Consider the following 25,639-nt stretch of genomic DNA (forward strand, 5'->3'; position numbering starts at 1 on the left):
GAGCTATATCGTCACGATCAACCAACATATGGACGCGATCGCCACCTCCGCGCGCGAACAGTCGGTCGGGCTCTCCGAGGTCAACACCGCCGTCAACCAGATGGACCAGGTGACGCAACAGAATGCGGCGATGGTGGAAGAAACCAACGCCGCCGGCGCGACGCTCGCCAGCGAAGCGACACGGCTTAAGGATCTGGTCGCGCGGTTCCAGTTCGGTGGCGCGGCAGCGCTGCGTTCGATCCCTGTGACCGAGAGCGTTGCGAGCCCCGTCTTGCCATCGCGGCGCGGCCCGGCGGCGGCGGCACCGAGCACGCGCTCCGTGCCTTCGCCAGCCCGCAGCATGGTCAGCCGCATCGCCAGCTCCTTCGGCGCGAAGCAGGCCGCAGCCGCCGCTCCCGCCGCCGACAATTGGGAAGAGTTCTAAGACTTAACCCCGGCCGCTGCCAGCGGCCGGGGTTTCCATTTTGGTATGAATTTAATGCGCTGAAGAACGAGGCTCGATCGAAGCGACAGCGTCGGAAAGCTCGGTCACCGGTCTGCTGACAGCGGCCTATCGAGCATCACCTGACCATCCAGCCGCACGATCTCGAAATCGCTGACCACGATATCGAGCCGCACGGACCAGCGGCCGCCAGTCGGCAGGTCCACCCCTTCCACCTGCCACTTCCCCGCCGCCCGCCGCGTCGCGGGCCTTTTGATCGGCTCGATACCCGCTTCAGGCTGTGAGAAGACCAGCGCGACCTCCAGCGGATCGAGAGGCGCCCCATCCGCGGCAGCAAGATGGAGGGCGATGCCCCCTGCCCCGCCAAAGGTAAGATCGGCGACGATCGTGCCATTCGTCAGCTGCAACCGTGAGGTCAAAGCGGCCGGCTCGACGATCAGCGAGCGCGGCGGCGGCGTAAAGCGCCAGAGGGCGGCGGTGGAAAAGATCAGCGCGATCATGACGCTCTCGATGACGATCACCTGGACCATCGACCGGCGGGCGCTCTGTGCGCCGTCGAGGACGCGGGCCGTCAGCCGCCAGCGGTTCCAGGCAGCAAGCAGGAAGAGCGGCACCAAGAGGGCGAGCTTGACGAGGAAGACGCGACCATAGGCGGTCGTCACCAGCGCCTCGGGCGCGCGCAGCTGGACGATGGCGAGCACCACCCCCGCCGCGGCGAGCAGCAGGATCAACAGCGGGATGAGCCGTGAGAAGCGCGCGAGCGCCGCTGGCGCCGCCGCATCTCCCTGACGGAGAAGAGCGGCAAGGAGAGGCAGCGCACCCGCCCAGATGGCGACAGTCGTCACATGCAGGAAGACCGACGGCCGCATCAGCCACTGCGGATCGGCCGCACTCGCATGGCCGCTGAGGCTCAGCGCAAGACCGGCGGTGAGCACGGCAGCAAGCGAGATCCAGCGCCCGCCGGCGCCCGGCCCCTGCACCATGGCGAGGCCCGCGCAGGCGAAGGCCGCGACGCAGACAATGACGCTCGCTCCGAAGCTCGTGGCGAGCCCCGCCTTCCAGGCATCGCCGGTCAAGAGATCGGACAAGGGCGCACCGAGCGCATCGAGCCCCTGGAACCCGGCGGAGACCGCTGCCCCGGCCAACCCCGCAAGCAAGGTGGACCGCAGGATCGAGGCGGCGATCGGCCGATTGCCGGCAAGCCAACAGCGGGCGAAGACGCCGCCAATGCCGAAGAACAGGCCGAGATAGAGGCCGAGCTTGCCGATCCAGAGGCCGGCCTGAACCCGCCGATCCGTCTCCGCGACGACGCCTTTCGCGGCTGGCCCCGCGCCGATGGTGAAGAGCAGCGATCCGCCGATCGGATGGCCGTCCTGCGAGACGACGCGCCAGGAGAGGACGTAGCCCCCCTCCCCCAGCCCGGCCGGGACCATGATCTCCAGCATCGTGTCATCGAGCCGCGTGTCGCGGAGCACCACGGCCGGTCCGCTTGGGCCCTTCAAGGTCAGACGGGTGGGCGCCACCGGCTCGCTGAAGGTCAGGCGGAAGACGGATGGCGGGCTTGCCAGCCGCGCGCCATCGGCCGGCTCGGTCCGACTGAGTGCGGCATGGGCGAAGGCCGAAACCGCCATCAGCAGCCAGAGCATGGCGATCGAGATCAGGCGGCGCGCGCATCGCATGATCGCGCCCATGGAGGCGGTCATCCTGCTCTCCCTTGTGAGAATCGAGTGGGGAAACGGGGCGGCGAACCGCCCCGTCCTAAAGCATGTCCCGTCATCACAGGACATGCTCGAGACCTCACGAGCCGGATTTGGGCAGCAGGCGCAGGCTCGGGGCCGGCAGTTCCAGCGTTTCGCTCGACTGTCCCTTGGCCGGGCGCTCGACCCAGCGCTCGACCGCGCCGTCCGGGCATTCCTGCAGCACGGGGAAGAACAGCGTTTCGCCCGGCTTCAAGGCGGCGGAAATCGTGCCGCGCAGCACGAACTCGTCATAGTCGTCATCGGCCAGGCTCCCGCCTTCCCAGATGACCTCCTTGACACCTTCGGTCATCGGCGTGCCGTAGTAATCATAGGCCTGGGCATAGGCGCCCTTGACCTTCTGCAGCGTCCAGCCGGGCTTCGGCTGAGGCTTGACGCCGATGAAGCCCTCGGGGATCTGGACGCGGAGCTTGATCGTCGGCTTGCCTTCGCAGCCATGCGGCACGCGCAGCACCGCCTTGAAGGTCGATCCGACCGGCGCCTCGCGCGCTTCGAGCGAGACATGCGCAAAGGCCGTTCCGGCGAGAAGCGCGAAAGCGGCGGAGAGGAGAAGTGGTTTCATGAGATGAGATCCATCGTCGGCCAGCAGGATGTGCTGGTCATAGGCTGAAGGTCCGGCCGCCTCGATCGAGCCAGCCGCGGTAGGCCCTGAACGGGAACCATGGCTCGCAACCGCGAGGTCGCACGCCGGTTCGCTCAGGGTCAGGCTTTTCAGCGGTTGGATGGCGGTGCGCGCGGATTTCCCGGGTCGGTCTCGGGGCGAGGGATCGGCCGCACCGAGGGCGCCAGGCCAGGGGGCGGCGGTGCAAATGCCACGAGCGGCGGATGGACAGTAGGAAGCAAGAGGCCGGGTGCGAGGCCCGAAAACACCATGCTGCAGGCAACGCCGCAGCAGCCGGCAAATTTGCCGGCGCCATGATCCCCAGCGTGCCCCTGGTCGGCCTCGCTTTGATGGGCAAGGCAAAGCGGGTTGCCGAAGGCATCGAGCGTCGGCGACGCAGCGGCGCTCGCGGCCATCGCCGTTCCGAGCAGGATCTGGAGCACGAAAACGGCTGCGCCCAGCATCAGCCAGGCCTGCCGCCATCTCTCCACTGACCGTCGCTTCATTCCGACCCGATCCTGCCCGCACTGTGCGGCGTTTCGAGCCGTGCCACGGACTGGCCCGCCTGTCCATGCGCCAAGGTGCCACAATCAACAGAAGCGGTGCATCGCCGCCTCAGCGTCGCCGTGGACTGACGCTCAGCGTCCGATCCGGGCTCGACCGGGCGGCACCGACAGAAGGCAGCACCAGGGAATGGTCGGGTCAGTCGCGCGGCTCGTGGATGGGACAGCCGTTGAAGCGGGCGCGGAACTGCGCCGAATGCTCATAGGTCTCCCGCCGTGCACGATTGATGTTGCCCAGCGGCTGATGGGCAGCAAGCCCTGTCCAGACGCTAAACCGCATCTGCTCGTTGACGGCCTGCACCTGCGCATCGTCCCAGCTGTCCTGCGGCGCGGCGGTCAGCGTGGCGACCGTGACGAAGGGCGCCTCCTCCTCCTTCCACTCGACCGTCGGATCCTCGATCGGCTGCGCCTCCAGATCGCGGCAGAGCTGCACCTGGAACTCCCAGACCGCGCGGGTATCGCGCATTTCCGCCTGCACCGTCTCGCGGATCGCATCTTCGCGGACGCTTGCATCGATGATGCTGCCGGTGCGACGGGTAAGATCGGACGAGGCCGGCTTCAGGCGGAATTTCGCGACATGGTCGCCATAGCGGAAGGGCGTAACGCTGTAATAGGTCTCTCCCAACGGATCGACATTCGGCGCGCCGCCGAGAGACTGGACGGCGGGGCTCGAAAGACCGACCGTCTCCAGCGCCGTATTGACGCCGCGCAGCACACTCGACATCACCGTCTTCGTCCCTTCCATCCGATCGGTGGTCTTTGCCAGCAGCTTCAGGTTCTTGAGAAACTTGTCGGCTGTCTTGGTCTGGAAGACCGGGCCGTTGACCATCACGAAGTCCTGCGAACGCCCCTGGGCGCCAGCCAGGCGCTCGCCGTCGACGCCGACGATCTTGATCGCAATGCCGCGCGGCAGCGAGATCGCGTCCGGCAGAATGTCGCCGGCGTTCGTCGAAAGGCGAAGGAAGGCAGTGTGGCGACCGGGCGTTGCAAACAGTCCCTGCGCGAGTTCGGCCGGCAGCCCGCTGCGGATCTCGAACTCGCCCTTCAGGATGCCATGCGCCTTGGCATGGACGGACCGCACGGCATGACCATAATCCTTCGCCGTCGTTTCGAGGATCGTGTCGAAGGTCTCGTTCAGACCGGCGACCACCTCCATCTCGTCGGGTTCGACGGCTTCGAGATCAAGCGAATAGCGGATCGGCGCAGAAACACTCATGGCAACTTCCTTTGTGAGACATGCCGAAACGCGCCGCCGCCAGCTCGGTTCCGTAAACGCTTGCGTAAATGCTTACAAGGAAGCCGACCTGACGGCAGGGCCGCGGCAGATGTGAGGGGTTGATTACACGTGCCATGCTCGGCGATGTTACCGGGACGCGAATCTTTTGGGCGAAGCAAGCCAAGCGCGATCAAGGTCGTGAAAGGCATGGGGCACCGATGGGTCATCACCGAAGCTCTGCGCTGCTCGACCGGCTGCTCGTCTGGTCGCTCGCCCATCCGATCAAGCCGCTCCACGGGGTGGCGGCGGTCGTTGCGGCGGTGCTGGTCGTTAGCCTGATCCGCGTTTTCCTGATCACCTCGGTCGCCCCCTGGATGCTGTTCATCCCGGCGATCGTGGCCGCCGGGCTCCTGATCGGGCGGGAAGCGGCGATCATTGCCAGCCTGCTCTCGGTCATCGCCGCCAGCCTCACGCTCGGCCGTCTCGAAAATCCCTCCTGGATGACCGTGCCGCAATGGCTGGGCACGCTGCTCTTCCTCTGCATCACGTTGGTGCTCGGGCTCGTTGCCGCCGAACTGCGCTTCGCCTTCGCGCGGCAGACGCAGCTGGCGGAGGAGAATGCGCGGACCAGCCAGGCGTTGCGCGAGCGCGAGAGCTTTCTGGCCAGCATTCTCGCGAGCTCGACCGACTGCATCGAGGTGGTGGATCTCGACGGCACGATCCGCTTCATGTCGGAAGGCGGGCTGCGCACGATGCAGATCGACGATCCCTCCGCGATCGTCGGCCGGCCCTGGCTCGATTTCTGGAGCCCGTCCGAGCGGGAGAAGGCCGGGGTGGCCCTTGCCCGCGCGCTTGAAGGCCAGAGCACGCAGATCATCGGACAGGCGCCGACCATGACCGGAACGCTGCGCTGGTGGGACGCGGCGATCACCCCGATTCTCGGCGCCGACCAGCGCACGGAGCGCATCCTCTCCGTCTCGCGCGACATCACCCCGTCGCGCGCCGACGAGGCGGAACGCCGACGCTTGAGCCGCATCGTCGAGACGACGACTGACTTCATCGCGCTCGCCGATGCCGCCGGCACGGTCTTCTTCCTGAACGACGCCGCCCTGGAGCTGGTCGGGCTGGAGCGCAGCGTGCTCGGCACGATCAGGCTCGAGGATTTCTTTGCGCCGGAGGAAGGCGGCCTGCTCCAGGCAGAGCTGCTGCGCAGCGTCGAGAGCGAGGGCAGCTGGTCGGGCGAGCGGCTCTTCCGCCATTTCGCGACAGGCGAGACGATCCCCGTCCTCTGCACGCTCTTTCCGGTCACCGCCAGCGATGGCACGCTGATCGGCTACGGCACGGTGACGCGGGACTATCGCGACCAGAAACGGATGGAAGCCCAGCAGAAATTGCTGAATGACGAGCTGAGCCACCGGCTGAAGAATGTGCTGTCGGTCGTCCAGTCGGTCGCCGCGCAGACGCTGCGGCAGGCGGATGACCTCGGCAGCGCCAGCCAGGCGCTCTCCGCCCGCCTCGTGGCGCTGGGCGAAGCGACCGCGGTACTGACCGCCAGTTCCTGGTCCTCGGCGGGGCTCGAGGCCATGATCCACTCGGTGCTCGGCCATCATGGCACGATCGGCGAGCGGTTCCGCCTGTCCGGACCGCCTCTGACGTTACGGGCCAATGGCGCGCTCGCCTTCGCGCTCGCCCTGCATGAACTGGCGACCAACGCCTCGAAATATGGCGCGCTCTCCTGCGAGAGCGGCCATGTCTCACTCAGCTGGTCGATCACGGAGAACGGTCCCGAAGCACGCCGCCTGCATCTGGTCTGGCAGGAGATCGGCGGGCCGAAGGTCAGCCCACCGAGCCGGCGCGGCTTCGGCTCCACCATGATCGAGCGCTCGCTCCAGGCCTATTTTGAGGGCGAGACGCGGCTCGACTATCATGCCGACGGCTTGATCTTCGAGATCGACTGCCCGCTCGATGCCGCCGCCATGCTTGCCTGAGCTCGGGGCGACCCTCAATCCCGGGCGCGATAGGCCTCGGGGATGATGAAGACCTCATCGGCGCGGGCATAGCCGCCGTCGGCGATCTCTTCGATCAGCACCATGGTATGCGGCCGCGCCGCTTCGGAGAAATAGCCGACCAGGAGATCGGTGGTGCGATGGACGAGGTCTTCCTTCTGTGCGCGGCTGAGCGCGCCTTCCGGCAGTTTGAAGTTGGCGAAGGGCATGGGAGATCCTTTCCGGGCTGGTCCGGTTTCGAGTGAGGACGATTTTAAGGGTTGTTGACGCGGAGCCGGCTCTGGCCGGCCCCGTAAGCCTGTCAGATGGCGCCGCCATTGACGCGGATGACCTGGCCGTTGATCCAGCCGCCGTCCGGGCCGACCAGCGCCGAGACGGCACCAGCGATGTCGTCGACCTCGCCGAAGCGGCCGAGCGGGATCATGCCGCGCAGGCGGGCGAGCGTCGCTTCGTCCTTGCCGTTCAGGAACAGCTCAGTCGAAACCGGGCCGGGCGCGATGGTGTTGACCGTGATCCGGCGCGGACCGAGCTCCTTGACGAGCACATGGGTCAGGGCCTCGACCGCCGCCTTGGTGGCGGCGTAGACGCTGTAGGTCGGCGGATACATGCCGACGACGCTGCTCGAAAAATTGACGATGCGGCCGCCGTCCCGCAGGCGTTTCGCCGCCTCGCGCAGGCCGTTGAACGTGCCCTTGAGGTTGATCGACACCATCCGGTCGAAGGCCTCGTCATCCGTTTCCGCGAGCGGCGCCAGCGACATGACGCCGGCATTGTTGATCAGCATGTCGACGCCGCCGAAGGCTTGTTCCGCCTCATCGAACAGGGCGCGCACCGCCGCCGCATCGCTGACATCGGCCTTGACGGCAATCGCCGCGCCGCCGGCTTGCGTGATCTCCTCGACCACAGCGGCGGCCGCGTCGGCGCTGCCGGAATAATTGACCACGACCCGCAGCCCATCAGCGGCCAGCCGCTTGGCGATCGCCGCGCCGATGCCGCGCGAGGCTCCGGTGACGATCGCAACCTTCCTGTCCATCTCGCTCATAGTCTTCACTCCTTCTGTTCAGCCCGACCGAGTGCCGTAGCGACGGCGCCGGATAGGCTGTGACGGCGGATCTGGGGCTCTTCCCCGCCCTGTCCAGCCGACCGCGCGCAAAGGGCGGCGATGGGAAGGGCAGCGGCAGAGAGCCTCGACCGCTCTGCAGGAAGAGATCTAATTGTTATCGGAAAAACCGGGTAGCCGTCGGATGGCAACTTCATCATTTCAAAATCTATAACAATCGCCTAAGTGCTTCAGGATGGATCGTCTGGATGTCATGCGGCTGTTCGTGCGGATCGTGGAGCGGGGCAGCTTCGCGGCAGCGGCGCGCGACCTGCAGATCCCACGGCCGACGGCAACCCACGCGATCCAGCGGCTGGAGCGCGATCTCGACGTGCGGCTTCTCGAGCGGACGACGCGCGCGGTGCGGCCGACGCTGGACGGGATGTTCTATCACGAGCGCTGCCTGCGCCTGCTCGCCGATCTTGAGGAGGTGGAGACCGCCTTCCGCAAGGCCGAGCCGCGCGGGCCGCTGCGCGTCGACCTGCAGGGAACGATCGCCCGCTTCTTCATCGTCCCGCAACTGCCCGCGTTTCTGGCTCGCTACCCCGGCATCGCCCTCTCCTTGAGCGAGGGCGACCGGCTGGTCGATCTGGTGGCGGAGGGGGTCGACTGCGTGGTGCGGGCCGGCGATCCCGCCGTGCCATCATTGGTCGGGCGGCGCATCGCCAGCCTGCCGCAGGCGACGCTCGCAAGCCCTGCCTATCTCGCGCGGCACGGCACGCCGCAGGCTCTCGGCGATCTCGAGGGCCACCGCATGGTCGGCTATTCCGCCGCCGCCAACGGGCGGGCCTATCCGCTGGACTTCACCGTGGAGGGACGGGTCAAAGAGGTGGCGCTGCCGCACGACATGCTGGTGCGCGGCGCCGAGCTCTACACCGCCGCTTGTCTCGCCGGCTTCGGCCTCATCCAAGTACCGCGCTACCGCGTACGCGAGGCGATCGCCGCCAGCAGCCTGGTGCCGGTCCTGGAAGACTTTCCGCCGCCGCCCGTGCCGGTCTGGGCGCTCTATCCCCAGAGCCGGCATATGGCACCGCGGCTCCGGGTCTTCATCGACTGGCTGGTGGATCTCTTTCAGCAACCGGCCGCGCAGGCACTGCTGGCCAATCACGCATGACTGGCCGCAGATAGCCCTCGCCTGCCCTCAGATGATCCCGCCGCCGCCGGCCCTGGAGGCAGGGCGCTCGGCCGCCACGCGGGCGCGATAGCCGCTGGCGCGGTAGGCGGCGATCGGATCGATCGCGCCGCCGGCGCGCCGGCGTGCCTCGGCCAGGATCGGCTCGACATCGGTGCGGTAGGCGCGCTTCAGCGTCTCGCTCGCCATCAGCGCGTCGTTTTCGTCCTGGAAGCCGGAGAGCGCCGCCCGGTCGACCAGCAGCGCCTGGGCATAGGCGCGGCGGATCTCGTTGGCGCTCGCCATCAGGCTCTCGATCGGGTCGGTGACATTGTGCGACTGGTCGATCATGTGGGCGGGATGGAAGCCCTCGACGCCGCGCGCCTCGGCATCGACCAGCTCGTTGAAGACCAGGAACAGCCGATAGGGTTCGATCGCCCCGGCATCGAGGTCGTCGTCGCCATATTTGCTGTCGTTGAAGTGGAAGCCGCCGAGCTTGCCGAACTGGATCAGCCGGGCGACGATCATCTCGATATTGGTGTTCGGCGCATGATGGCCGAGATCGACCAGGCATTTGGCCTTTGGCCCAAGTGTCTGGGCGATCAGATAATTGCTGCCCCAGTCCTGCACGACGGTCGAATAGAAGGCCGGCTCGTACATCTTGTGCTCGGAGAAGAGTGTCCAGTCGTCCGGCAAGCCCTTGTAGATCTCGGCCATGGCCGCGAGGTAGCGCTCGAAGGCGCGGGTAAAGTGGCTCTGGCCGGGAAAGTTGGAGCCGTCCCCGATCCAGACAGTCAAGGCCTTGGAGCCGATCTTCTTTCCGAGCTCGATGCAGGCGAGATTGTGCTCGACCGCCTGGGCGCGGGTCGCGGCATCCGTATGGCTGAGCGAGCCGAACTTGTAGGAGTGCGCCTGGTCCGGCGCGTCGGAGAAGGTGTTGGAGTTCATGGCGTCGAAGCCGAGGCCGAGGCTTTCGGCCTTGGCGTTCAAGTCCTCGGCCGGTGCCAGATCCCAGGGGATGTGCAGCGAGACGGTCGGCGTCGCCCGCGTCAGCTCATGGATCACGGCGCAGTCGTCGAGCTTGTCGAAAATGCCGCGCGGCTCGCCGGTGCCGGGGAAACGGGCAAAACGCGTGCCGCCGGTGCCGACGCCCCAGGAGGGGACGGCGACCGAGAAGCCGGCGACCTTTTCGGTGATCGTCTCGATATCGAGGCCGCGCCGGTCGAGGGCTGCCCCAAGGGCTGCATAATCCTGATCAAGAGCCGCAGCGCGCGCCTCGTTGTCGCGCGCCAGCAGATCGGCGCCAATCCGTGCTTGGCTCATCGTCATCCTCCGTTGGCGGCCACCCTCGTCCCGTGCCGCCCTGCAATTGTCCTAAGAGCCGACGCGGCTCACGCGTCGGCACGATTGCGCGCCGCGCTCAGCGCGGGAAGCTCACCGCATTGCCGGCGTCGACATTGAAGACATTGCCGGTCGACTTCGCCGAAAGATCGGAAGCCAGGAAGTAGATCGTCTCGGCCACGTCCTCCGGGAAGACGTTGAGCTTCAGCATCGAGCGCTTGCGGTAGTGCTCCTCCAGCTCGTCGATCTCGATCTTGGACGAGGCGGCCCGCTGTTCGCGCCACTCGCCGTTCCAGATCTTCGAGCCGCGCAGCACGGCATCGGGGTTGACCGTATTGACGCGAATGCCGGCCTCCGCTCCTTCCAGCGCCAGGCAGCGGGCGAGGTGGATCTCGGCGGCCTTGGCCGTGCAATAGGCGGCGGCGTTGGGCGACGAAGCCAGGCCGTTCTTCGAGGCGACGAAGACGACATTGCCGCCGATCGCCTGGCGGCGGAACAGCCGGAACGCCTCGCGCGACACGAGGAAATAGCCGGTCGCCAGAATATCCATGTTGCGGTTCCACATGGAGAGCTCGGTCGCCTCGATCGGTGCCGAGGAGGCGATGCCGGCATTGGAAACCAGAATGTCGATGCCGCCAAATCCCGCACAGGCTTCGGCGAAGGCGGCGATGACGGTCTCCTCCTTCGTGACGTCCAGGAACACGCCGGAGACGGAATCGGCGCCGAAGCGCTTGGAGAAGTCGGCGACCGCCTCGTCGAGTGCGCCGCGATCGATATCGGCGAGGACGACGCAGGCCCCCTCGCCGATCAGCCGCGTCGCCGTCGCCCGGCCGATGCCGCCGGCCCCGCCGGTGACGAAGGCCACACGCCCTGCAAGGCTCTTCGGCTTCGGCATGCGCTGCAGCTTCGCCTCTTCGAGCAGCCAATATTCGATATCGAAAGCCTCCTGTTCCGGCAGGCCCTGATAGTCGGAGACAGTCGAGGCGCCGCGCATCACATTGATGGCGTTGACATAGAATTCGCCGGCGATGCGGGCCGTCGCCCGGTCGCGGGCAAAGGAGACCATGCCGACGCCGGGGATGAGGAAGATCACCGGATTGGGATCGCGCATGGCGGGAGAGTTGTCGTGGCGGCAGGTCTCGTAATAGCGCTTGTAGTCGGCCCGATAGGCGTCCAGCGCTGCATCCAGGCCGGCCAGCACCCCATCCACATCCGGATTTGCAGGGTCGAAGTCGAGGATCAGGGGCCGGATCTTGGTGCGCAAAAAATGGTCCGGGCAGCTGGTGCCGAGCGCGCCAAGCGTCTCGAGGTCATGCGAATTGACGAATTCAAGCACGGCCGGCTGGTCATCGAAGGTGCCGAGCTTGCGCTCCTGCCGGCCGATGCGGCCGCGGATCTCCGGCATCAGTCGCGCGACAATCGCCCGGCGCTCGGCCGCCGGCAGGCTCTCGACCTTGGCGCCGCCGAAGATCGTCTTGCCCGCGGTCTTCTCCGCAAACCAGGCGATCGCCCGGTTGATGATGTCGAGGGTCAGCAGGTAGCAAGCCTTGGCATCATTCGCCCAGGTGAAGAGACCATGGCTTTCGAGCACCACGCCCTTGGCCGCAGGATTGGCCTTGACGAAGGCTTCGAGATCGAGCCCCAGCTGGAAACCGGGGCGGCGCCAAGGCAGCCAGCCGATCTCCTCGCCGAAAATCTCCCGCGTCAGTTCCCGCGAATTCTTGGACGCGGCGATAGCGATGATCGCGTCGGGATGCATGTGGTCGACATGGGCGAAGGGCACGAAGCCGTGCAGCGGCGTGTCGATCGAGGCGGCGCGGCTGTTCAGGTTGAAGGTGCAGTGCGGCAGGAAGCCGACCATGCGATCCTCGTCCTCGACGCCCTTGTAGATGGATTTGAGCGAGTCGAGCTTGTCCTGGTAGAGCGTTGCGAAACCATCGAGCTTGATCGTGCCGACATCCCCGCCCGACCCCTTCACCCAGAGCACCTTGACCGGCTGACCGGTCAGGGGATCGATCTCCTCGACCTTGGCGGAGGTGTTGCCGCCGCCGTAATTGGTGATGCGCTTGTCGGCACCGAGCAGATTGGAGCGGTAGAGGAGCTTGCCCGGTTCGTCGAGCCCCGCGGCGGTAGCGTCGTCCCAGCGATTTTCGAGAAGTCCTGCGGCCGGCGTCATGTCATCCTCCCATGGCGGTTCGCTGCCGGCTCGAAAGGCCGACATTTTGCAGTCGATATCGCGCAGCAAGGAACAGGTGTCAACAAGTTTCGATCAAAACCGATTATGTTGCAGCGCATCATGAAGTTTTATGATCGATTGTGATTGACACTCATTCATAATTCGGAAATAAACGCCGGCAGGAGGACCACCATGCACGAACGCGAGCGCCATCGCATCATCTTGAGCGCAGTCCAGGAGAAGTCCGTCGTGACCATCCAGGACATTGCCGAGCTGACGGACGCGTCGGAAGCGACGATCCGTCGGGATATCGCCGCGCTCCACGTGCAGGGAAAGATCCGTCGGGTGCGAGGTGGCGCTGAAGCGGTGCATCCGCCGCAGCTCGGCAATCTCGCGGGTCGGCCGTTTAAGGTGTCCGAATCGGTCAATATCGATAAGAAGCGCGCAATTGCGCGCAAGGCGGTCGATCTCTGCGAGCCCGGCGATGCGGTGATCATCAATGGCGGCACGACCACCTTCCAGATGGTGCATTTCCTGTCCGCCCACCGCATGCAGGTCATGACCAATTCCTTCGCCATCGCCGAACATCTGATCAAGCATTCCAAGAACTCGGTGACGCTGCCGGGCGGCGCGGTCTATCGCGAGCAGAGCCTGATCCTTTCCCCATTCGAGAACGACGCGATCCGCAATTTCTATGCGCGGCGCTTCTTCATCGGAGCGCAGGGGGTGGGGCCGCTCGGCATCATGGAGGCCGATGCGCTGATCATTCAGAGCGAACAGAAGATGATGCAGCAGGCCGACGAACTGGTGGTGCTGGTCGACAGCAGCAAGTTCCGTCGCCGCTCGAGCCTCATTCTCTGCCCGCTCGAACGTGTGACCACGATCATCACCGATGAGGGCGTGAGCGAGGAGGCCCGCCAGATGGTGGAGGCTGCCGGCATCACGCTGATCATCGCCCCCGCCGTCTCGGCCTCGGCCGCGGCGGGCGACAGAGGAGATTCCGCGTCGGTCGCATGAGGAGCGCCGACGCGGGGAGAACGAGGACTTAACCGGGAGGAACGACCATGAAACTTGCAAGGAAACTCGCCCTCGGCGTGGCGCTCGCCGTCGTCGCCATGGCCAGCGGCGCCAGCGCCGCCGACGTGAAGATCGCGCTCGTCGTCAAATCGCTGGGCAACGGCTTCTTCGAGGCCGCTGACAAGGGCGCCAAGGAAGCCGCCAAGGACCTGGGCGGCGTCGAGATCATCTACACCGGCCCGACGACCACGACCGCCGAAGGCCAGATCGAGGTGATCAACGCGCTGATCGCGCAAGGGGTGGACGCGATCGCCATTTCCGCCAACGACCCGGATGCGGTCGTCCCTGCGCTCAAGAAGGCCGCCCAGCGCGGCATCAAGGTGATCTCCTGGGATTCGGGCGTCGCGCCGGAAGGCCGGATCATGCACCTGAACCCCTCCTCCAACGAGCTGATCGGCAAGATGTGCCTGCAGCTCGCCAAGGATCACCTGGAAGGCGGCAAGGGCGATTTCGCGATCCTGTCGGCCACCACCACCTCGACCAACCAGAACATCTGGATCGAGGAGATGAAGAAGCAGCTGAAGGATTTCCCGGGTCTGAACCTGACGACCACGGTCTATGGCGATGACCTCGCCGACAAGTCCTACCGCGAAGCGCAGGGCCTCCTGAGCTCGAGCCCCAACGTCAAGGTCATCGTCGCGCCGACGACCGTCGGCGTGCTCGCTGCCTCGCAAGCCGTCAAGGATGCCGGCAAGATTGGCCAAGTCTATGTGACCGGTCTCGGCCTCCCCTCCGAAATGGCCGGCGCCATCAAGTCGGGCGCGACGAAGGAATTCGCGATCTGGAACCCGATCGACCTCGGCTATTCCGCCACCCAGATCGCCTATCGCCTCGTCAAGGGCGAGACGGACGGCAAGCCGGGCTCCGAGATCGAGGCCGGCCGCATGGGCAAGATCAAGGTGGGCGACAATGGCGAAGCCGCCATGGCCGATCCCTTCGTCTACGACGCCTCGAATATCGATCAGTTCTCGAAGATCTTCTGATCGCGTTCCATCGGGCCCGGCCAAGCGCCGGGCCCGCTCATGCCGCCCTGCGCCTCTTTCTCGCCGCTCGGCGCGCTCCTGCCCCGGCGGCTTATCGCGGGGATGAACAAACCGGAATGTCAGTCTGATGAACGCAGCCATTGAACGGCCGACGATCGACCGCACGCTCTCGTCCGGCACGCCGCTTCTAGAGATGCGCGACATCTCGCAGATCTTTCCCGGCGTGAAGGCGCTGGATGCGGTCTCGATCACGCTCTATCCCGGCGAGGTCACCGCGCTGATCGGCGAGAATGGCGCCGGCAAGTCGACGCTCGTCAAGGTGCTGACCGGCATCTACCGGCCGAATGAAGGCGAGATCCTGATCGACGGCCGGCCGGTCGTCTTTTCGAGCGCGCAGGACGCGATCGACGCCGGCATCACCGCCATCCATCAGGAGACCGTGCTCTTCGACGAGCTGACGGTCGCCGAAAACATCTTCCTCGGCCACACGCCGCGCACGCGCTGGAAAACGATCGACTGGGCGCGGATGAATGCGGAGGCGCGGCGCCTGCTCGTCTCGCTCGAAAGCGCCATCGACCCGACCATCCGGCTCAAAGACCTGTCGATCGCCCAGCGCCATCTCGTCGCCATTGCCCGGGCCCTGTCGATCGACGCGCGCATCGTTATCATGGACGAACCGACGGCGGCGCTGTCCCGCAAGGAGATCGATGATCTCTTCCGCATCGTCGAGACGCTGAAAGGTCAGGGCAAGGCGATCCTGTTCATCAGCCACAAGTTCGACGAGCTCTACGAGATCGCCGACCGCTTCGCCGTCTTCCGCGACGGCCGCGCCGTCGGCCACGGCCTTCTCAAGGCCACGCCCCAGGACGAGATCGTCCGGCTGATGGTCGGCCGCGACGTCAAGGAGACCTTTCCGAAGCTCACCGTTGCGATCGGCGAACCGATACTGGAGGTCGAGGACTACTGCCATCCGACCGAGTTCAACGGCATCTCGCTGACGCTGCGCCGCGGCGAAATTCTCGGCCTCTACGGCCTGATCGGCGCCGGGCGGTCGGAACTCTGCCAGTCTCTCTTCGGCATCACCCGCCCCTCCTCCGGCCGCCTGCGCCTCTCTGGCCAGCCGCTGACGATCGCCAGCCCGCAGGACGCGATCCGCGCAGGGATCGTCTACGTGCCGGAAGAGCGCGGCCGCCATGGGCTCGCCTTGCCGATGCCGATCTACCAGAACATGACACTCCCCTCGTTGACGCGCACCTCGCGCAGCGGCTTCCTGAAGGCCGCCAATGAGTTCGCGCTCGCCCGGCGCTATGCCGAGCGGCTCGACCTGCGCGCCGCCTCGCTCTCCGTGCCGGTCGGCACGCTGTCGGGCGGCAACCAGCAGAAGGTGGTGATCGGCAAATGGCTCGCCACGGCGCCCAGGGTCATCATCCTCGACGAGCCGACCAAGGGCATCGACATCGGCTCCAAGGCCGCCGTCCACGCCTTCATCTCGGAGCTCGCCTCGGAGGGCTTGAGCATCATCATGGTCTCCTCCGAACTGCCGGAGATCCTCGGCATGTCCGACCGGGTGCTGGTGATGCGCGAGGGGCTTCCGGCCGGCCTCTTCGAGCGCGAGGGCCTGCAGCCGGAAACGCTGGTGCGCGCCGCAACCGGCAATGCGTGAGATGACCATGCTGAAGATCCTCAAGAAACGCGAAACCGCCCTTGCCCTCATCATCCTGGTGATGGTCGGCGCCTTCTCGACGCGCGCCGCCGGCTTCGCTGCGCCCGCCAATCTCGCCAATATCTTCACCGACACCTCGATCCTGATCATCCTGGCGCTCGGCCAGATGACGGTGATCCTGACGAAGTCGATCGATCTCTCGGTCGCTGCCAATCTCGCCTTTACCGGCATGGCGGTGGCGATGCTGGATGCCGCATTTCCCGGTCTGCCGCTGATCCTCATCGTGCTCGTTGCCATCGCCATCGGCACCGCGCTCGGCACGATCAACGGCTTCCTTGTCTGGCGCCTGCAGATCCCGCCGATCGTCGTCACGCTCGGCACGCTCACCATCTATCGCGGCATGGCTTTCGTGCTCTCCGGCGGCGCCTGGGTGAATGCGCATCAGATGACGCCGACCTTCCTCAACGTGCCCCGCACCGTGTTCCTCGGCCTGCCGGTGCTCGGCTGGACGGCGCTCTTGATCGTGATCGCCATGGCGCTCGTGCTCCGCCACACGCCCTTCGGCCGTGCGACCTATGCCTCGGGCGGCAATCCGGTGGCGGCCGTCTATGCGGGCATCGATGTCGGCAAGACGCGGTTCCGCGCCTTCCAGCTTTCCGGCGCGCTGGCGGGCCTCTGCGGCTATCTCTGGGTCTCGCGCTATGCGGTCGCCTATGTCGACATTGCCAATGGCTTCGAGCTCGACAGCATTGCGGCCTGCGTGATCGGCGGCATCGCCATTGCCGGCGGCATCGGCTCGGTGCTCGGCACCGTGCTCGGCGCGCTGTTTCTGGGTGTCATCAAGAACGCCCTGCCGGTGATCGGCATCTCGCCCTTCACCCAGATGGCGATTTCGGGTGCCGTGATCATTCTCGCCGTCGTCGTCAACGCACGGCGCGAGCAGGCGCGCGGCCGGATCATCCTGCGCCCGACCAAAACCGATGTGACCATCAAGGGAGCCGCCGCATGAGCGCACCCAACCCCGTCTCGACCCCGGCCGAAGCGGCCCACCCGAGAGACACCGGCGAGACGCCGCGCCGGACCATTCCCGATCGGCTCGGCACGCCGCTGTCGCGTCTGCTTTCAAGCTGGGAGGTGCTGCTCTTCGGCGTGGCGGTGGCGATCTTCGTCTTCAACAGTCTCGCCTCGCCCTATTTCCTCGACGTCTGGAACCTCTCCGACGCGACCTTCAACTTCACCGAAAAGGCGATGATCGCCTTCGCCATGGCGCTCTTGGTGATCTCCGGCGAGATCGATCTCTCCGTCGCCGCGATCATCGCGCTTGCCTCCACCGCCATGGGCGCGGCCGCGCAGCTGGGCGTCGGGGCGCCGGGCCTGGCGCTGATCGGCATCGGCGTCGGGCTTGCCTGCGGCCTCGTCAACGGCACGCTGGTCTCGGTGCTCAAGCTCCCGTCGATCGTCGTCACCATCGGCACGATGAGCCTGTTCCGCGGCATTTCCTACATCGTGCTCGGCGACCAGGCCTATGGCAAATATCCGGCCGATTTCGCCTTCTTCGGCCAGGGCTATGTCGTCTGGGTCATCTCCTTCGAATTCGTGCTCTTTGCCGCCGTCGCCTGCGCCTTCGCCCTGCTGCTCCACACCAGCAATTTCGGCCGCCAAGTCTATGTGATCGGCAATAACGAGTTTGCCGCGCGCTTTTCCGGTATTCCGGTCGAGCGGGTGAAATTCATCCTCTTCCTGCTGACGGGGTTGATGAGCGGGGTTGCTGCCGTCTGCCTCACCTCGCGCCTCGGCTCCACGCGCCCGTCGATCGCGCAGGGCTGGGAGCTCGAGGTGGTGACCATGGTCGTCCTCGGCGGGGTCTCGATCCTCGGCGGCGCCGGCACGATCGGTGGCGTCGTCATCGCCGCCTTCGTCATGGGCCTTGTCTCCTTCGGCCTCGGCCTTCTCAATGTGCCGGGTATCGTCATGTCGATCTTCATCGGACTGCTGCTGATCATCACCATCGCCATTCCGATCATCGCCCGGCGCGTCCGGGCCATGAAGTCCTGAGCGCGAGGAGAGCCCCCATGCCGCGCCACGCCTTCACCATGACGCTCAATCCCGGAATGGAGGACGAGTATCGCCGCCGGCATGACGAGATCTGGCCGGAGCTGGTCAACCTGCTGCATGCGGCCGGCATCAGCGACTATTCGATCTTCCTCGACCCCGAGACCCGCACCCTGTTCGGCGTGCTCACCGTGCCGGAGGAGAACGGCCTCGACCGCCTGCCCGACCATCCGGTGATGAAGCGCTGGTGGGCGCATATGGCCGACATCATGGAGACACACCCCGATAACCGGCCGGTGCAGACCGCGCTCCGCCCCGTCTTCCACCTGCCATGATACCGATGACCGACAGCCCTTCCGCCCTGCCGCTCAAGCGTGTCGCCGTGCTCGATATCGGCAAGACCAATGCCAAGCTGGTCGTGCTCGATGCCGCGACCGGCGAGGAGTTGGCCGTCCGCCGCACGCGCAACGTCACCCGCCAGGACGGGCCCTATCCGCATTACGACACCGACGCGCTCTGGGCCTTTGCCTGCGGCGCGCTCGCAGAGTTTGCGCGAGACCCTGGCTTCGATGCGATCTCCATCACCGCCCACGGTGCCGCCGCGGCTCTACTTGCCAAAGACGGCACGCTGGCGCTTCCTGTGCTCGACTATGAGTATGAATACCCCGATCCTGTCCGCGCCGCTTACCGGAGCTTGCGGCCGGGCTTTGAGGAGAGTTTCTCGCCCGCGCAGTCCATGGGCCTCAATCTCGGTGCGCAGCTGCATTACCAGAGCCGCGGCTTTCCGGACGATTTTGCCCGTGTCGCCACCATCCTCACCTATCCGCAATATTGGGCCTATCGCCTGACCGGCGTCGCGGCCAATGAGGTGACGTCGCTCGGCTGCCACACCGATCTCTGGTGCCCGCGTGAGGCGCGATATTCGACGCTGGTGGACCGCCTCGGCATCCGCGATCGCCTGGCGCCGCTGCGCTCGGCCTTCGATGTGCTGGGGCCGGTGGAGCCGGTGCTCGCCGCCCGTCTCGGCCTGACCGAGGCGGTCCGCGTCCATTGCGGGATCCACGATTCCAACGCCTCGCTGCTTCCGCATCTCATGACCCGCAGCGGCGCCTTTTCGGTCGTTTCCACCGGCACATGGGTGGTGGGCTTTGCAATCGGCGGTGATCTCGACCATCTCGACCCCGACCGCGACACGCTGGCCAATGTCGATGCCTTTGCCCGCCCGGTGCCTTCCGCGCGTTTCATGGGCGGGCGCGAATATGAAACGCTTGCTGCCGAGATCGGGCCGGCAGAGCCGGAGGCGATTGCGGCGGCGCTGCCGGCGGTTCTGGCACGTTCGATCATGCTTCTGCCCAACTTTGTGGAAGGCTCCGGCCCCTTTCCCGGCCGCAGGGGCCGCTGGATCAACGAAAAGGGGGCCAGCCCGGCGGAGCGCCATGCCGCCGTCGCGCTCTATCTCGCGTTGATGACCGAGGCGAGCCTGTCCCTGCTCGGTCGCAGCGGACCGATCATCGTCGAGGGGCCCTTTGCGGCCAATGTGCTCTATCTCCGCGCTCTGGCCGCCCTGACGGGTGCCGAGATCATTGCCGCTGCCGGCTCGACCGGCACAAGCGCCGGCGCCGCGCTTCTGACCGGCATCGCGCCACCGCCTGCGACGGGCCAGAGGGTGGAGGCCGCCGGCCTTTCGCTCGCGGCCTACCGGCAGAACTGGTATGCGGCAATGGCGCCCGCACCGGCCGATGCATCGTAACTTGAAAGCTGACGCGTTTCGGGGCGTTAAAAGAACCGACTGATAAAGCTTTTCATCAGAGCGGCGTGACCTCGCGCTGGGTCACGCGCTCGTCCGCCCTCGCCACCTCCAAATCAGGGATCTTCAGCGATACGGGCTGCCGGGCGGTCGTAAAGACAGCCAGGAAAGCCAGGAAACCGAGAGCGCCGAGGCCGGCGGAGAGCAGCAGCGCCGGGCCGGAGCCGAGGGCCTGGAGCAGGAAGGCGAAGAGGAAGGGGGCCGCCGCGCCGAAGGCGAGACGCGCGGCCGCGAGCTTGCCCGTCACCAGCCCATAGGCCTGCGATCCGAAGAGATGCAGCGGCAGGCTGCCCTGCGCGATGCTGTTGATGCCGGACCCCAGCCCGAGGCAGAGCGTCGAGGCGACGGCGCCGATCGGATAAGCCCCACCGCCTGCAAGGATCAGCACGCCGAGCACGATCAGCAGGCCGGACAGCGCGGCGAGGCCGGGTGGGGAGAGGCGCGGGCCGATCACGATGGTCAGCACGCGGCTCAGCACCTGCGCCGGTCCGAACAGGGCGGCGATGCCGACCGCCGCCGCGCCGTGATCCATGGATTGAAGCAGCGGCACCAGATGGGCGAGGAAAGCGGTAAGCGTGAAGCCGACCACGGCAAAGCCGAGGCCGACGAGCACCATTCCGCGCCGCCGCGCGGCCGGGGCGAGCACGCCGATGACCGCGGCCCCATTCGGAGCTGAACCGGACGGCCGCTCGAGGGGGCCGCGGCCCCGCAGCCAGAGATGCAGAGGCAGGCAGAGCGCAAGGTGAAGTGCCGCAAAGACCAGATGGATGTCCCGCCAGGAGAGCCAGCCGGAAAGCCCCGCCGAGATCGGCCAGAACAGGCTGGAGGCGAAGCCGGCGATCAGCGTCAGGGCGGTGATGGTGCGCGGCGCGCGTTGAGCGTCGAGCTGCACCAGGGCGGCAAAGGCCGCCTGGTACTGCACCATGCCCGCCGCGATCTGCTGAAGCACGATGGCGAGCACGAAGATCGCCAGGCTCGGCGACCAGGCCGAGAGCACGAAAAGCAGGGCGGAGAGAAGCGAGCCGACCGCCATGACCGACGCCGCCCCATGCCTGTCCAGTCTGCGGCCGATCACCGGTGCGCAGAGGCCGCCGGCCAGGAGCGAGAGCGAATAGATGCCGAACACGAGATCGAGCCGCAGGCCGAGATCCGCGGCGATCGACGGTGCAAGGATCGGGAAGGAATAATAGAGCGTGCCATAGCCGACGATCTGGGTCAGCCCCAGGGCGCTGATCGGCGCGGCAGCGGAAACGGAGGACGCCCTCATGCGTGCGCCGCCGTCAAAAGTGGCATTCGCCCTGCGCAATCGCGGCTCAGGCTCGAGCGGTCGGGCGGATCGGAGCGCTTGACGGTCATTATCATTTCGATCATTCTTGAAATATTGAAACAAAGGACTAGCGCAGATGTTTGATCGAGACAAGACCGCCTCATCCGCCGAGATCCTCACCCTCGCGGAGCTGACATCCGCCCTCGCGGCCGCACCGCAGCGTCCCGTCCTCTTTCAAGCCGAAGGGCGGCGGATCCGACCAGGCTATCATGTGACCGAGGTGAAGGCAGGCGCCTTTTCCGCGCTCGACTGCGGCGGCAATCCGGCGCTCTGGTCGGAGATGATCGTGCAGCTGCTCGATGGCGAGGGCGATGGAGAAGGCGCGATGACGGCCGGCAAGCTCATCGCGATTCTCGACAGGGTCGCCGATCATGTGAGGCTGGACGGGAGCGCCCAGCTGACCTTCGAGGTCAGCGACGGGAGAGACCCGATCCGGCTCTTCTCCGGCGCGACCGTGACGCGGATTGGGGACGGTCTCGTCGTCGACCTGCAACCAAGGCCGGCGCAATGCAAGCCGGAGCATCGCCGGCGGAGGGAGGGGCTGGCCCCTGCTGCCTGCACCGGTCAGAAAGCAGGTGCGCCTGCCTGCTGCAGCTGAGCGGGGCGGTGCGGGGGCCAGCCAGGAATTCGATTGAGCCTCAGGACCGCGCGCTCAGCATTCTCTTCAGCGTGCCGTCCCTGGCGACGAACTGGTGGAACAGCGCACCGGCAGAATGGGCGAGAATGAGGACGATGAAGACCGGCTTGGCTGCTGCGTGGATTTCGCCGAACTCATCGGAGACATAGACGGCCAGCAGGCCGGCAATCGGGGTCGCTAAGAGCAGCGCGTAGAACAGCCAATGCACCGTGGTCGCCGCCCTGCGGGTCAGTGCAGAACCGGCAGGCGCCGGCGCGCCCTGGGTCAGCCGTACGACAAGGCGGACCAGCACCAGAGCGAGGATCGACAGGCCGACCCAGTAATGGGCCGAGGCCAGAGCCTGGTCGGAGCCGGCGGCCATCGTCCCCTCCTCCGCCGCATCGACGACGGCGGTCATGCTCTCGCCGAAGACAAGCTGGAACAGCACGGCAACGGCGATCAGCCAGTGCAGGGCGATCTGCAAAGTGGAATAGCGGGCGGGTGCAGCGTCCATGGGGTCCTCGCAGACGGGAGTTTCGACGCTGGATTGCTAGACCGGGTCATCCGTCCAAGGCCTGTCTGCCGGAAGCGGCAGTGCGCCCCGCCCGGGGACTAGCGGGCGAGCCGGCGCGGCGTGGCCACGGAGGCGCGCTCGATGAAGGCGCAGGCCACCTTGTGCGGGGCGTGGGGCTCGTTGCCCGCCACCGGGGGATGGTCGAGGCGCCGGACAGCCCAGGCGCCCATGGCGCGATGCGGCAGGTCGAGCGTGGTGAGCTGCGGCCGCAAGTGGCGGGCGAGCTCCTCGTCGTCATAGCCGATAACGGACACATCGCCGGGCACGCTGAGGCCCGCCTCACGCAGCGCCGTCATGCAGCCCCAGGCCATCTTGTCGTTCTGGCAGAAGATCGCCGTCGGCCGCTCGGGCAATGCCAGCAGCTGCTGCGTCGCCTCGTAGCCGGAGGTCGGCGTCCAGCTGCCCTGCGCCACCAGCTGGTCGTCATAGTCGATGCCGGCCTTGCGCAGCGCCTTGCGATAGCCGATCAGCCGGTCCTGCGCCGCCTCCATGAAGCTCTCCCCCGTGATCGTGCCGATCCGGTGATGGCCCTTTTCGATCAGCGCCAGCGTCGCCTGCCGCCCGCCATTGATCTCGTCCGGCACCACGGAGGGAAAGCGGTTGTCGCCGGTATAACAGTTGAGCAGCACGAGCGGCACCGGCAGCGTCTCGAAGACAGGATCGAGCGCGACGCGACGGGTGAAGATCGACATATAGATGATGCCCTGCACCCCGGCCCTCAGCAAACGGTCCAGTGCGCGGTGCTCGTATTCGGCGCGCCCTTGAGTCTGGGCGACGAGGATGGTCACGTCGGCCTCCCAGGACTCCTGCCGGGCGCCCTCGATCGCGTTGACCGCCTCGGAGGTGGTGGCGAGCTGATCGACCACGAAGCCGATGCAACCGCCGCGCAACTCGTCGAGCGCCGCCCGGCGAAGGAAGCTCTTCTGCCCATAGCCGAGCGACCGCGCCGCCTCCACCACACGGGCGCGAAGCTCGGCGGAAATCTTGATGTCGGTCACATTGTTCAGCACCACCGAAACGGTGGCCTGCGAGCAGCCGGCGGCCTTGGCCACATCCATCATCGTCACGCGCTTGGCTGTCTTCTGGCTGCTCACGGGTCCGTCCATTCGAAAGTCCTGATTGTTTCGTAACCGAGCGGGGATAGATTTTCCATTGACTAATAATTATTAGTCGGGGTAGGTTGCAAGGGTCGAGGAGGACACATCATGAATGCACATGCACAATTCGACTATGATCTCGCCGCCCATCTGAACACACTGTCGGAGGATGGCATCATCGGCTTGAAGGGCGCCTTCTCCCCGCAATGGGCGGACGAAATGCGCGAGGACATGATGACCGCGTTCTGGTCAGCGATCCAGCGTCCGGGTGGCGCCGTCGGCCGCGGGCCGCGCCGCTGGTATGTCGAGATCCACCCGCAGGACTTTCGCGGCTTCGTCGATCTCATCACCCATCCCTGGGTGGTCGACGTCTGCACCAATGTGCTCGGGCCAGACTACCAGATCGTCGAGATCGGCCTCGACGTGCCCTTCCAGGGCGCGAAGTACCAGCCCTGGCACCGCGACTTCCCCTCGCCGGTCGACACCTATCGTGACCGCCGCATCACCTCGCTCGCCTTCAATCTGACCGGCGTCGACGTGACGGAGGATATGGGCCCCTTCGAAGTGGCCCCCGGCACGCAATATGATGACGGCCGCGAGTGGAAGCACGAGATGTTTCCGGACAAGGCGCTCTGGGGCCGGTTCCAGGAGCGGGCGACGCGGAAGTTCCCGAAGCGCGGCGACATCTCCTGCCGCTCGGCGCTGACCGTCCATCGCGGCACCGAGCATCTCTCGCCGATCGCCCGGCCGGTCATGGTGCTGGGCGTCGATGCGCCGGGTGCCGGCCATGCCGAGCTGCACGACATGATGGTGACCAAGGAGTGGCACGATGCGCTTCCCGAGATCGCCCGCAAGCATCTCGTCTGCCGCGTCGTCGACGCGTTGATCCCGATCACCCAGAAGCACGACATCGAAGGCCTGGTCATGGGTGCCGATCCGGCCTGACCGGGTCTCTCCACTTACGAAAGATCGAAGGCTGGCAGCTCCCATTGCCAGCCTCTTCTTATGAGGGACGCGGGGCGGCGGTGGTGCTGCGCGGCACGACCGGCCCGTCCACCTTCAGTACCATCGGCCGCACCGGCTTGTTGTGCACGGCCATGTCGATGAGCAATTCCGCCGCCTTCTGGCCCATCTCGTAGTTGGGCAGCAGGATCGTCGTCAGCGGTGGGTGGGTGTAGCGGGCGAGCTCCTGGTCATCATAGCCCATGATCGACAGGTCCTCCGGCACCCGCAGGCCGCGCTCGGAGGCCGCCTCCAGCGCGCCGATCGCCATCAGATCATTGCCGCAGAGGATGGCGCTCGGCGGCTCGGGAAGCGACAGGAGCTCCAGCGCCGCCTCGTATCCCCGCAGCGGCAACCAGTCGCCATGGCGCAGCAACGTCGGGTCGAAGGCGATATCGGCGGTCGCGAGCGCCTGCTTATAGCCCTTCAGCCGGTCGATCGCCGCATCCATCCAGGGCTCGCCATTGATGAAGCCGATGCGCCTGTGGCCGAGCCCGGTCAGATGCGCCGTCGCCGCGAAACCGCCCGCCACCTCGCCCGGCACCACCGCGGGCAGGGCCCGTGCCTCGCCGACACAGTTCAGCAGCACGGTCGGGCGGTTCCGGAGGAGAGGCGGCAGCGCGACGCGGCGGGTGAAGATCGTGGCATAAATGACGCCGACCACCGCCGGATCCTCGGCGATCGAGGCGAGGATTGCGGCCTCCAGATCCGGGTTCGAGCGCGTCACATGAGTGGCAACCAGGAAGCCCTGTTCGAAGGCGTGGTCGCGCGCCCCGTCCAGGCTGATCACCGGATGCGGGCTGGTGGAGATCTCGTCCAGGAGAAAGGCGATGGTGGAGCCGCGCACCGGCCTCTCGCTGCGCGGCTGATGGCGCGTGCCCGGCAATCGATAGCCGATCTTCTGCGCCGCCTCGCGCACCTTCATCTGCGTCTCGGCCGAGATGCGGGCACCGGTCATTTCGTTCAGCACCAGCGAGACGCTCGATTGCGAGACGCCGGCGATGCGGGCGACATCGGTCATGGTCGGCCTCGATGCCCCGCCCCGCCGCGCCCGTCCGCGCCCCGTTCCCCCTACGTGATCCACCCTGCCCTCCCGCTGCAGCGCATCCAGATTTGTGCGGCAGCTAAT

General features: G+C 66.3%; 23 protein-coding genes and 1 pseudogene. 12 read left to right on the forward strand and 12 right to left on the reverse strand.

Annotated elements, in window-relative coordinates; genetic code table 11:
• Nucleotides 1–424: pseudogene (locus ACLE20_RS04910) on the forward strand (methyl-accepting chemotaxis protein); the annotation flags it as partial.
• 104 nt (nt 425–528) lie between these two features.
• Here ACLE20_RS04910 and ACLE20_RS04915 read toward each other — a convergent pair.
• From ACLE20_RS04915 to ACLE20_RS04930, 4 genes are all read right to left on the reverse strand, one after another.
• A complete protein-coding gene (locus ACLE20_RS04915; RefSeq protein WP_410939152.1) occupies nt 529–2,145 on the reverse strand; it encodes a copper resistance protein CopC in 1,617 nt (538 codons plus the stop codon).
• A gap of 94 nt (nt 2,146–2,239) precedes the next feature.
• Nucleotides 2,240–2,761, reverse strand: coding sequence for a YcnI family protein (locus ACLE20_RS04920; RefSeq protein ID WP_410939153.1), 522 nt, complete (start codon nt 2,759–2,761; stop codon nt 2,240–2,242).
• 149 nt (nt 2,762–2,910) lie between these two features.
• Nucleotides 2,911–3,306, reverse strand: a complete 396-nt coding sequence (locus tag ACLE20_RS04925; protein WP_410939154.1) for a DUF2946 family protein — start codon at nt 3,304–3,306, stop codon at nt 2,911–2,913.
• A 196-nt stretch (nt 3,307–3,502) separates the two neighbouring features.
• The gene (locus ACLE20_RS04930; RefSeq protein ID WP_410939155.1) at nt 3,503–4,579 is read right to left on the reverse strand and encodes a catalase family protein; all 1,077 of its coding nucleotides are present in this window, start codon (nt 4,577–4,579) and stop codon (nt 3,503–3,505) included.
• Nucleotides 4,580–4,797: 218 nt separating this feature from the next.
• On the opposite strand from ACLE20_RS04930, the gene ACLE20_RS04935 reads away from it, so the two are divergent.
• Nucleotides 4,798–6,567: a PAS domain-containing protein gene (locus ACLE20_RS04935; protein WP_410939156.1), complete on the forward strand. Its 1,770-nt coding sequence runs from the start codon at nt 4,798–4,800 to the stop codon at nt 6,565–6,567.
• 14 nt (nt 6,568–6,581) lie between these two features.
• Here ACLE20_RS04935 and ACLE20_RS04940 read toward each other — a convergent pair whose 3' ends face one another.
• A complete protein-coding gene (locus ACLE20_RS04940; protein WP_410939157.1) occupies nt 6,582–6,794 on the reverse strand; it encodes a tautomerase family protein in 213 nt (70 codons plus the stop codon).
• A 92-nt stretch (nt 6,795–6,886) separates the two neighbouring features.
• Nucleotides 6,887–7,627 carry an SDR family oxidoreductase gene (locus tag ACLE20_RS04945; RefSeq protein WP_410939158.1) on the reverse strand — a complete coding sequence of 247 codons (741 nt, stop codon included), beginning with the start codon at nt 7,625–7,627 and terminating at the stop codon, nt 6,887–6,889.
• Nucleotides 7,628–7,880: 253 nt separating this feature from the next.
• Here ACLE20_RS04945 and ACLE20_RS04950 point away from each other — a divergent pair, with 253 nt between their 5' ends.
• Nucleotides 7,881–8,798 carry a LysR family transcriptional regulator gene (locus ACLE20_RS04950; RefSeq protein WP_410939159.1) on the forward strand — a complete coding sequence of 306 codons (918 nt, stop codon included), beginning with the start codon at nt 7,881–7,883 and terminating at the stop codon, nt 8,796–8,798.
• A 27-nt stretch (nt 8,799–8,825) separates the two neighbouring features.
• Here the strand turns inward: ACLE20_RS04950 and rhaI are convergent, their stop codons facing one another.
• Entirely contained in the window at nt 8,826–10,118 is a 1,293-nt protein-coding gene (rhaI, locus tag ACLE20_RS04955) for an L-rhamnose catabolism isomerase (RefSeq protein ID WP_410939160.1), read from the reverse strand.
• Nucleotides 10,119–10,215: 97 nt separating this feature from the next.
• Nucleotides 10,216–12,312 carry a bifunctional rhamnulose-1-phosphate aldolase/short-chain dehydrogenase gene (locus ACLE20_RS04960; RefSeq protein ID WP_410939161.1) on the reverse strand — a complete coding sequence of 699 codons (2,097 nt, stop codon included), beginning with the start codon at nt 12,310–12,312 and terminating at the stop codon, nt 10,216–10,218.
• 192 nt (nt 12,313–12,504) lie between these two features.
• Between ACLE20_RS04960 and ACLE20_RS04965 the strand changes: the two genes are divergently transcribed.
• The 7 genes from ACLE20_RS04965 (at nt 12,505) to ACLE20_RS04995 (ending at nt 19,837) form a co-directional block, all read left to right on the forward strand.
• The gene (locus tag ACLE20_RS04965) at nt 12,505–13,329 is read left to right on the forward strand and encodes a DeoR/GlpR family DNA-binding transcription regulator (protein WP_410939162.1); all 825 of its coding nucleotides are present in this window, start codon (nt 12,505–12,507) and stop codon (nt 13,327–13,329) included.
• Nucleotides 13,330–13,376: 47 nt separating this feature from the next.
• The gene (gene rhaS, locus ACLE20_RS04970) at nt 13,377–14,372 is read left to right on the forward strand and encodes a rhamnose ABC transporter substrate-binding protein (protein WP_410939163.1); all 996 of its coding nucleotides are present in this window, start codon (nt 13,377–13,379) and stop codon (nt 14,370–14,372) included.
• A 127-nt stretch (nt 14,373–14,499) separates the two neighbouring features.
• Nucleotides 14,500–16,035 carry a sugar ABC transporter ATP-binding protein gene (locus ACLE20_RS04975; RefSeq protein ID WP_410939164.1) on the forward strand — a complete coding sequence of 512 codons (1,536 nt, stop codon included), beginning with the start codon at nt 14,500–14,502 and terminating at the stop codon, nt 16,033–16,035.
• Nucleotides 16,036–16,042: 7 nt separating this feature from the next.
• Nucleotides 16,043–17,044 (forward strand): ABC transporter permease, encoded by a 1,002-nt coding sequence (locus tag ACLE20_RS04980; RefSeq protein WP_410939165.1) that lies wholly within the window; start codon nt 16,043–16,045, stop codon nt 17,042–17,044.
• The gene (locus ACLE20_RS04985) at nt 17,041–18,090 is read left to right on the forward strand and encodes an ABC transporter permease (RefSeq protein ID WP_410939166.1); all 1,050 of its coding nucleotides are present in this window, start codon (nt 17,041–17,043) and stop codon (nt 18,088–18,090) included. The genes ACLE20_RS04980 and ACLE20_RS04985 overlap by 4 nt, the downstream gene beginning before the upstream one ends.
• A 17-nt stretch (nt 18,091–18,107) precedes the next feature.
• Complete coding sequence (gene rhaM, locus ACLE20_RS04990) at nt 18,108–18,422, forward strand: L-rhamnose mutarotase (protein WP_410939167.1); 315 nt, start codon at nt 18,108–18,110, stop codon at nt 18,420–18,422.
• A 5-nt stretch (nt 18,423–18,427) separates the two neighbouring features.
• Nucleotides 18,428–19,837 carry an FGGY-family carbohydrate kinase gene (locus ACLE20_RS04995; RefSeq protein ID WP_410939168.1) on the forward strand — a complete coding sequence of 470 codons (1,410 nt, stop codon included), beginning with the start codon at nt 18,428–18,430 and terminating at the stop codon, nt 19,835–19,837.
• 55 nt (nt 19,838–19,892) lie between these two features.
• Here the strand turns inward: ACLE20_RS04995 and arsK are convergent, their stop codons facing one another.
• Nucleotides 19,893–21,161, reverse strand: coding sequence for an arsenite efflux MFS transporter ArsK (gene arsK, locus ACLE20_RS05000; RefSeq protein WP_410939169.1), 1,269 nt, complete (start codon nt 21,159–21,161; stop codon nt 19,893–19,895).
• A gap of 136 nt (nt 21,162–21,297) precedes the next feature.
• Between arsK and ACLE20_RS05005 the strand changes: the two genes are divergently transcribed.
• A complete protein-coding gene (locus ACLE20_RS05005; RefSeq protein ID WP_410939170.1) occupies nt 21,298–21,819 on the forward strand; it encodes a DUF6428 family protein in 522 nt (173 codons plus the stop codon).
• A 40-nt stretch (nt 21,820–21,859) separates the two neighbouring features.
• On the opposite strand, the gene ACLE20_RS05010 is transcribed toward ACLE20_RS05005, so the two are convergent.
• Nucleotides 21,860–22,351 (reverse strand): cytochrome b, encoded by a 492-nt coding sequence (locus tag ACLE20_RS05010; RefSeq protein WP_410939171.1) that lies wholly within the window; start codon nt 22,349–22,351, stop codon nt 21,860–21,862.
• A 98-nt stretch (nt 22,352–22,449) separates the two neighbouring features.
• Nucleotides 22,450–23,517, reverse strand: coding sequence for a LacI family DNA-binding transcriptional regulator (locus tag ACLE20_RS05015; RefSeq protein ID WP_410939172.1), 1,068 nt, complete (start codon nt 23,515–23,517; stop codon nt 22,450–22,452).
• A 99-nt stretch (nt 23,518–23,616) separates the two neighbouring features.
• On the opposite strand from ACLE20_RS05015, the gene ACLE20_RS05020 reads away from it, so the two are divergent.
• On the forward strand, nt 23,617–24,453 hold the full coding sequence (locus ACLE20_RS05020; RefSeq protein ID WP_410939173.1) for a phytanoyl-CoA dioxygenase family protein: 837 nt from the start codon (nt 23,617–23,619) through the stop codon (nt 24,451–24,453).
• Nucleotides 24,454–24,511: 58 nt separating this feature from the next.
• Here ACLE20_RS05020 and ACLE20_RS05025 read toward each other — a convergent pair whose 3' ends face one another.
• The gene (locus ACLE20_RS05025) at nt 24,512–25,531 is read right to left on the reverse strand and encodes a LacI family DNA-binding transcriptional regulator (protein WP_410939174.1); all 1,020 of its coding nucleotides are present in this window, start codon (nt 25,529–25,531) and stop codon (nt 24,512–24,514) included.
• Between the last annotated feature and the right edge of the window lie 108 nt (nt 25,532–25,639).

Source organism: Rhizobium sp. YIM 134829, assembly GCF_046546455.1.

What these genes read in the sequence shown, in the direction of transcription:
- ACLE20_RS04915 (WP_410939152.1), bottom strand. Translation starts at nt 2,145, where the DNA reads ATGACCGCCTCCATGGGCGCGATCATGCGATGCGCGCGCCGCCTGATC.
- ACLE20_RS04920 (WP_410939153.1), bottom strand. Translation starts at nt 2,761, where the DNA reads ATGAAACCACTTCTCCTCTCCGCCGCTTTCGCGCTTCTCGCCGGAACG.
- ACLE20_RS04925 (WP_410939154.1), bottom strand. Translation starts at nt 3,306, where the DNA reads ATGAAGCGACGGTCAGTGGAGAGATGGCGGCAGGCCTGGCTGATGCTG.
- ACLE20_RS04930 (WP_410939155.1), bottom strand. Translation starts at nt 4,579, where the DNA reads ATGAGTGTTTCTGCGCCGATCCGCTATTCGCTTGATCTCGAAGCCGTC.
- ACLE20_RS04935 (WP_410939156.1), top strand. Translation starts at nt 4,798, where the DNA reads ATGGGTCATCACCGAAGCTCTGCGCTGCTCGACCGGCTGCTCGTCTGG.
- ACLE20_RS04940 (WP_410939157.1), bottom strand. Translation starts at nt 6,794, where the DNA reads ATGCCCTTCGCCAACTTCAAACTGCCGGAAGGCGCGCTCAGCCGCGCA.
- ACLE20_RS04945 (WP_410939158.1), bottom strand. Translation starts at nt 7,627, where the DNA reads ATGAGCGAGATGGACAGGAAGGTTGCGATCGTCACCGGAGCCTCGCGC.
- ACLE20_RS04950 (WP_410939159.1), top strand. Translation starts at nt 7,881, where the DNA reads ATGGATCGTCTGGATGTCATGCGGCTGTTCGTGCGGATCGTGGAGCGG.
- rhaI (WP_410939160.1), bottom strand. Translation starts at nt 10,118, where the DNA reads ATGAGCCAAGCACGGATTGGCGCCGATCTGCTGGCGCGCGACAACGAG.
- ACLE20_RS04960 (WP_410939161.1), bottom strand. Translation starts at nt 12,312, where the DNA reads ATGACGCCGGCCGCAGGACTTCTCGAAAATCGCTGGGACGACGCTACC.
- ACLE20_RS04965 (WP_410939162.1), top strand. Translation starts at nt 12,505, where the DNA reads ATGCACGAACGCGAGCGCCATCGCATCATCTTGAGCGCAGTCCAGGAG.
- rhaS (WP_410939163.1), top strand. Translation starts at nt 13,377, where the DNA reads ATGAAACTTGCAAGGAAACTCGCCCTCGGCGTGGCGCTCGCCGTCGTC.
- ACLE20_RS04975 (WP_410939164.1), top strand. Translation starts at nt 14,500, where the DNA reads ATGAACGCAGCCATTGAACGGCCGACGATCGACCGCACGCTCTCGTCC.
- ACLE20_RS04980 (WP_410939165.1), top strand. Translation starts at nt 16,043, where the DNA reads ATGCTGAAGATCCTCAAGAAACGCGAAACCGCCCTTGCCCTCATCATC.
- ACLE20_RS04985 (WP_410939166.1), top strand. Translation starts at nt 17,041, where the DNA reads ATGAGCGCACCCAACCCCGTCTCGACCCCGGCCGAAGCGGCCCACCCG.
- rhaM (WP_410939167.1), top strand. Translation starts at nt 18,108, where the DNA reads ATGCCGCGCCACGCCTTCACCATGACGCTCAATCCCGGAATGGAGGAC.
- ACLE20_RS04995 (WP_410939168.1), top strand. Translation starts at nt 18,428, where the DNA reads ATGACCGACAGCCCTTCCGCCCTGCCGCTCAAGCGTGTCGCCGTGCTC.
- arsK (WP_410939169.1), bottom strand. Translation starts at nt 21,161, where the DNA reads ATGAGGGCGTCCTCCGTTTCCGCTGCCGCGCCGATCAGCGCCCTGGGG.
- ACLE20_RS05005 (WP_410939170.1), top strand. Translation starts at nt 21,298, where the DNA reads ATGTTTGATCGAGACAAGACCGCCTCATCCGCCGAGATCCTCACCCTC.
- ACLE20_RS05010 (WP_410939171.1), bottom strand. Translation starts at nt 22,351, where the DNA reads ATGGACGCTGCACCCGCCCGCTATTCCACTTTGCAGATCGCCCTGCAC.
- ACLE20_RS05015 (WP_410939172.1), bottom strand. Translation starts at nt 23,517, where the DNA reads ATGGACGGACCCGTGAGCAGCCAGAAGACAGCCAAGCGCGTGACGATG.
- ACLE20_RS05020 (WP_410939173.1), top strand. Translation starts at nt 23,617, where the DNA reads ATGAATGCACATGCACAATTCGACTATGATCTCGCCGCCCATCTGAAC.
- ACLE20_RS05025 (WP_410939174.1), bottom strand. Translation starts at nt 25,531, where the DNA reads ATGACCGATGTCGCCCGCATCGCCGGCGTCTCGCAATCGAGCGTCTCG.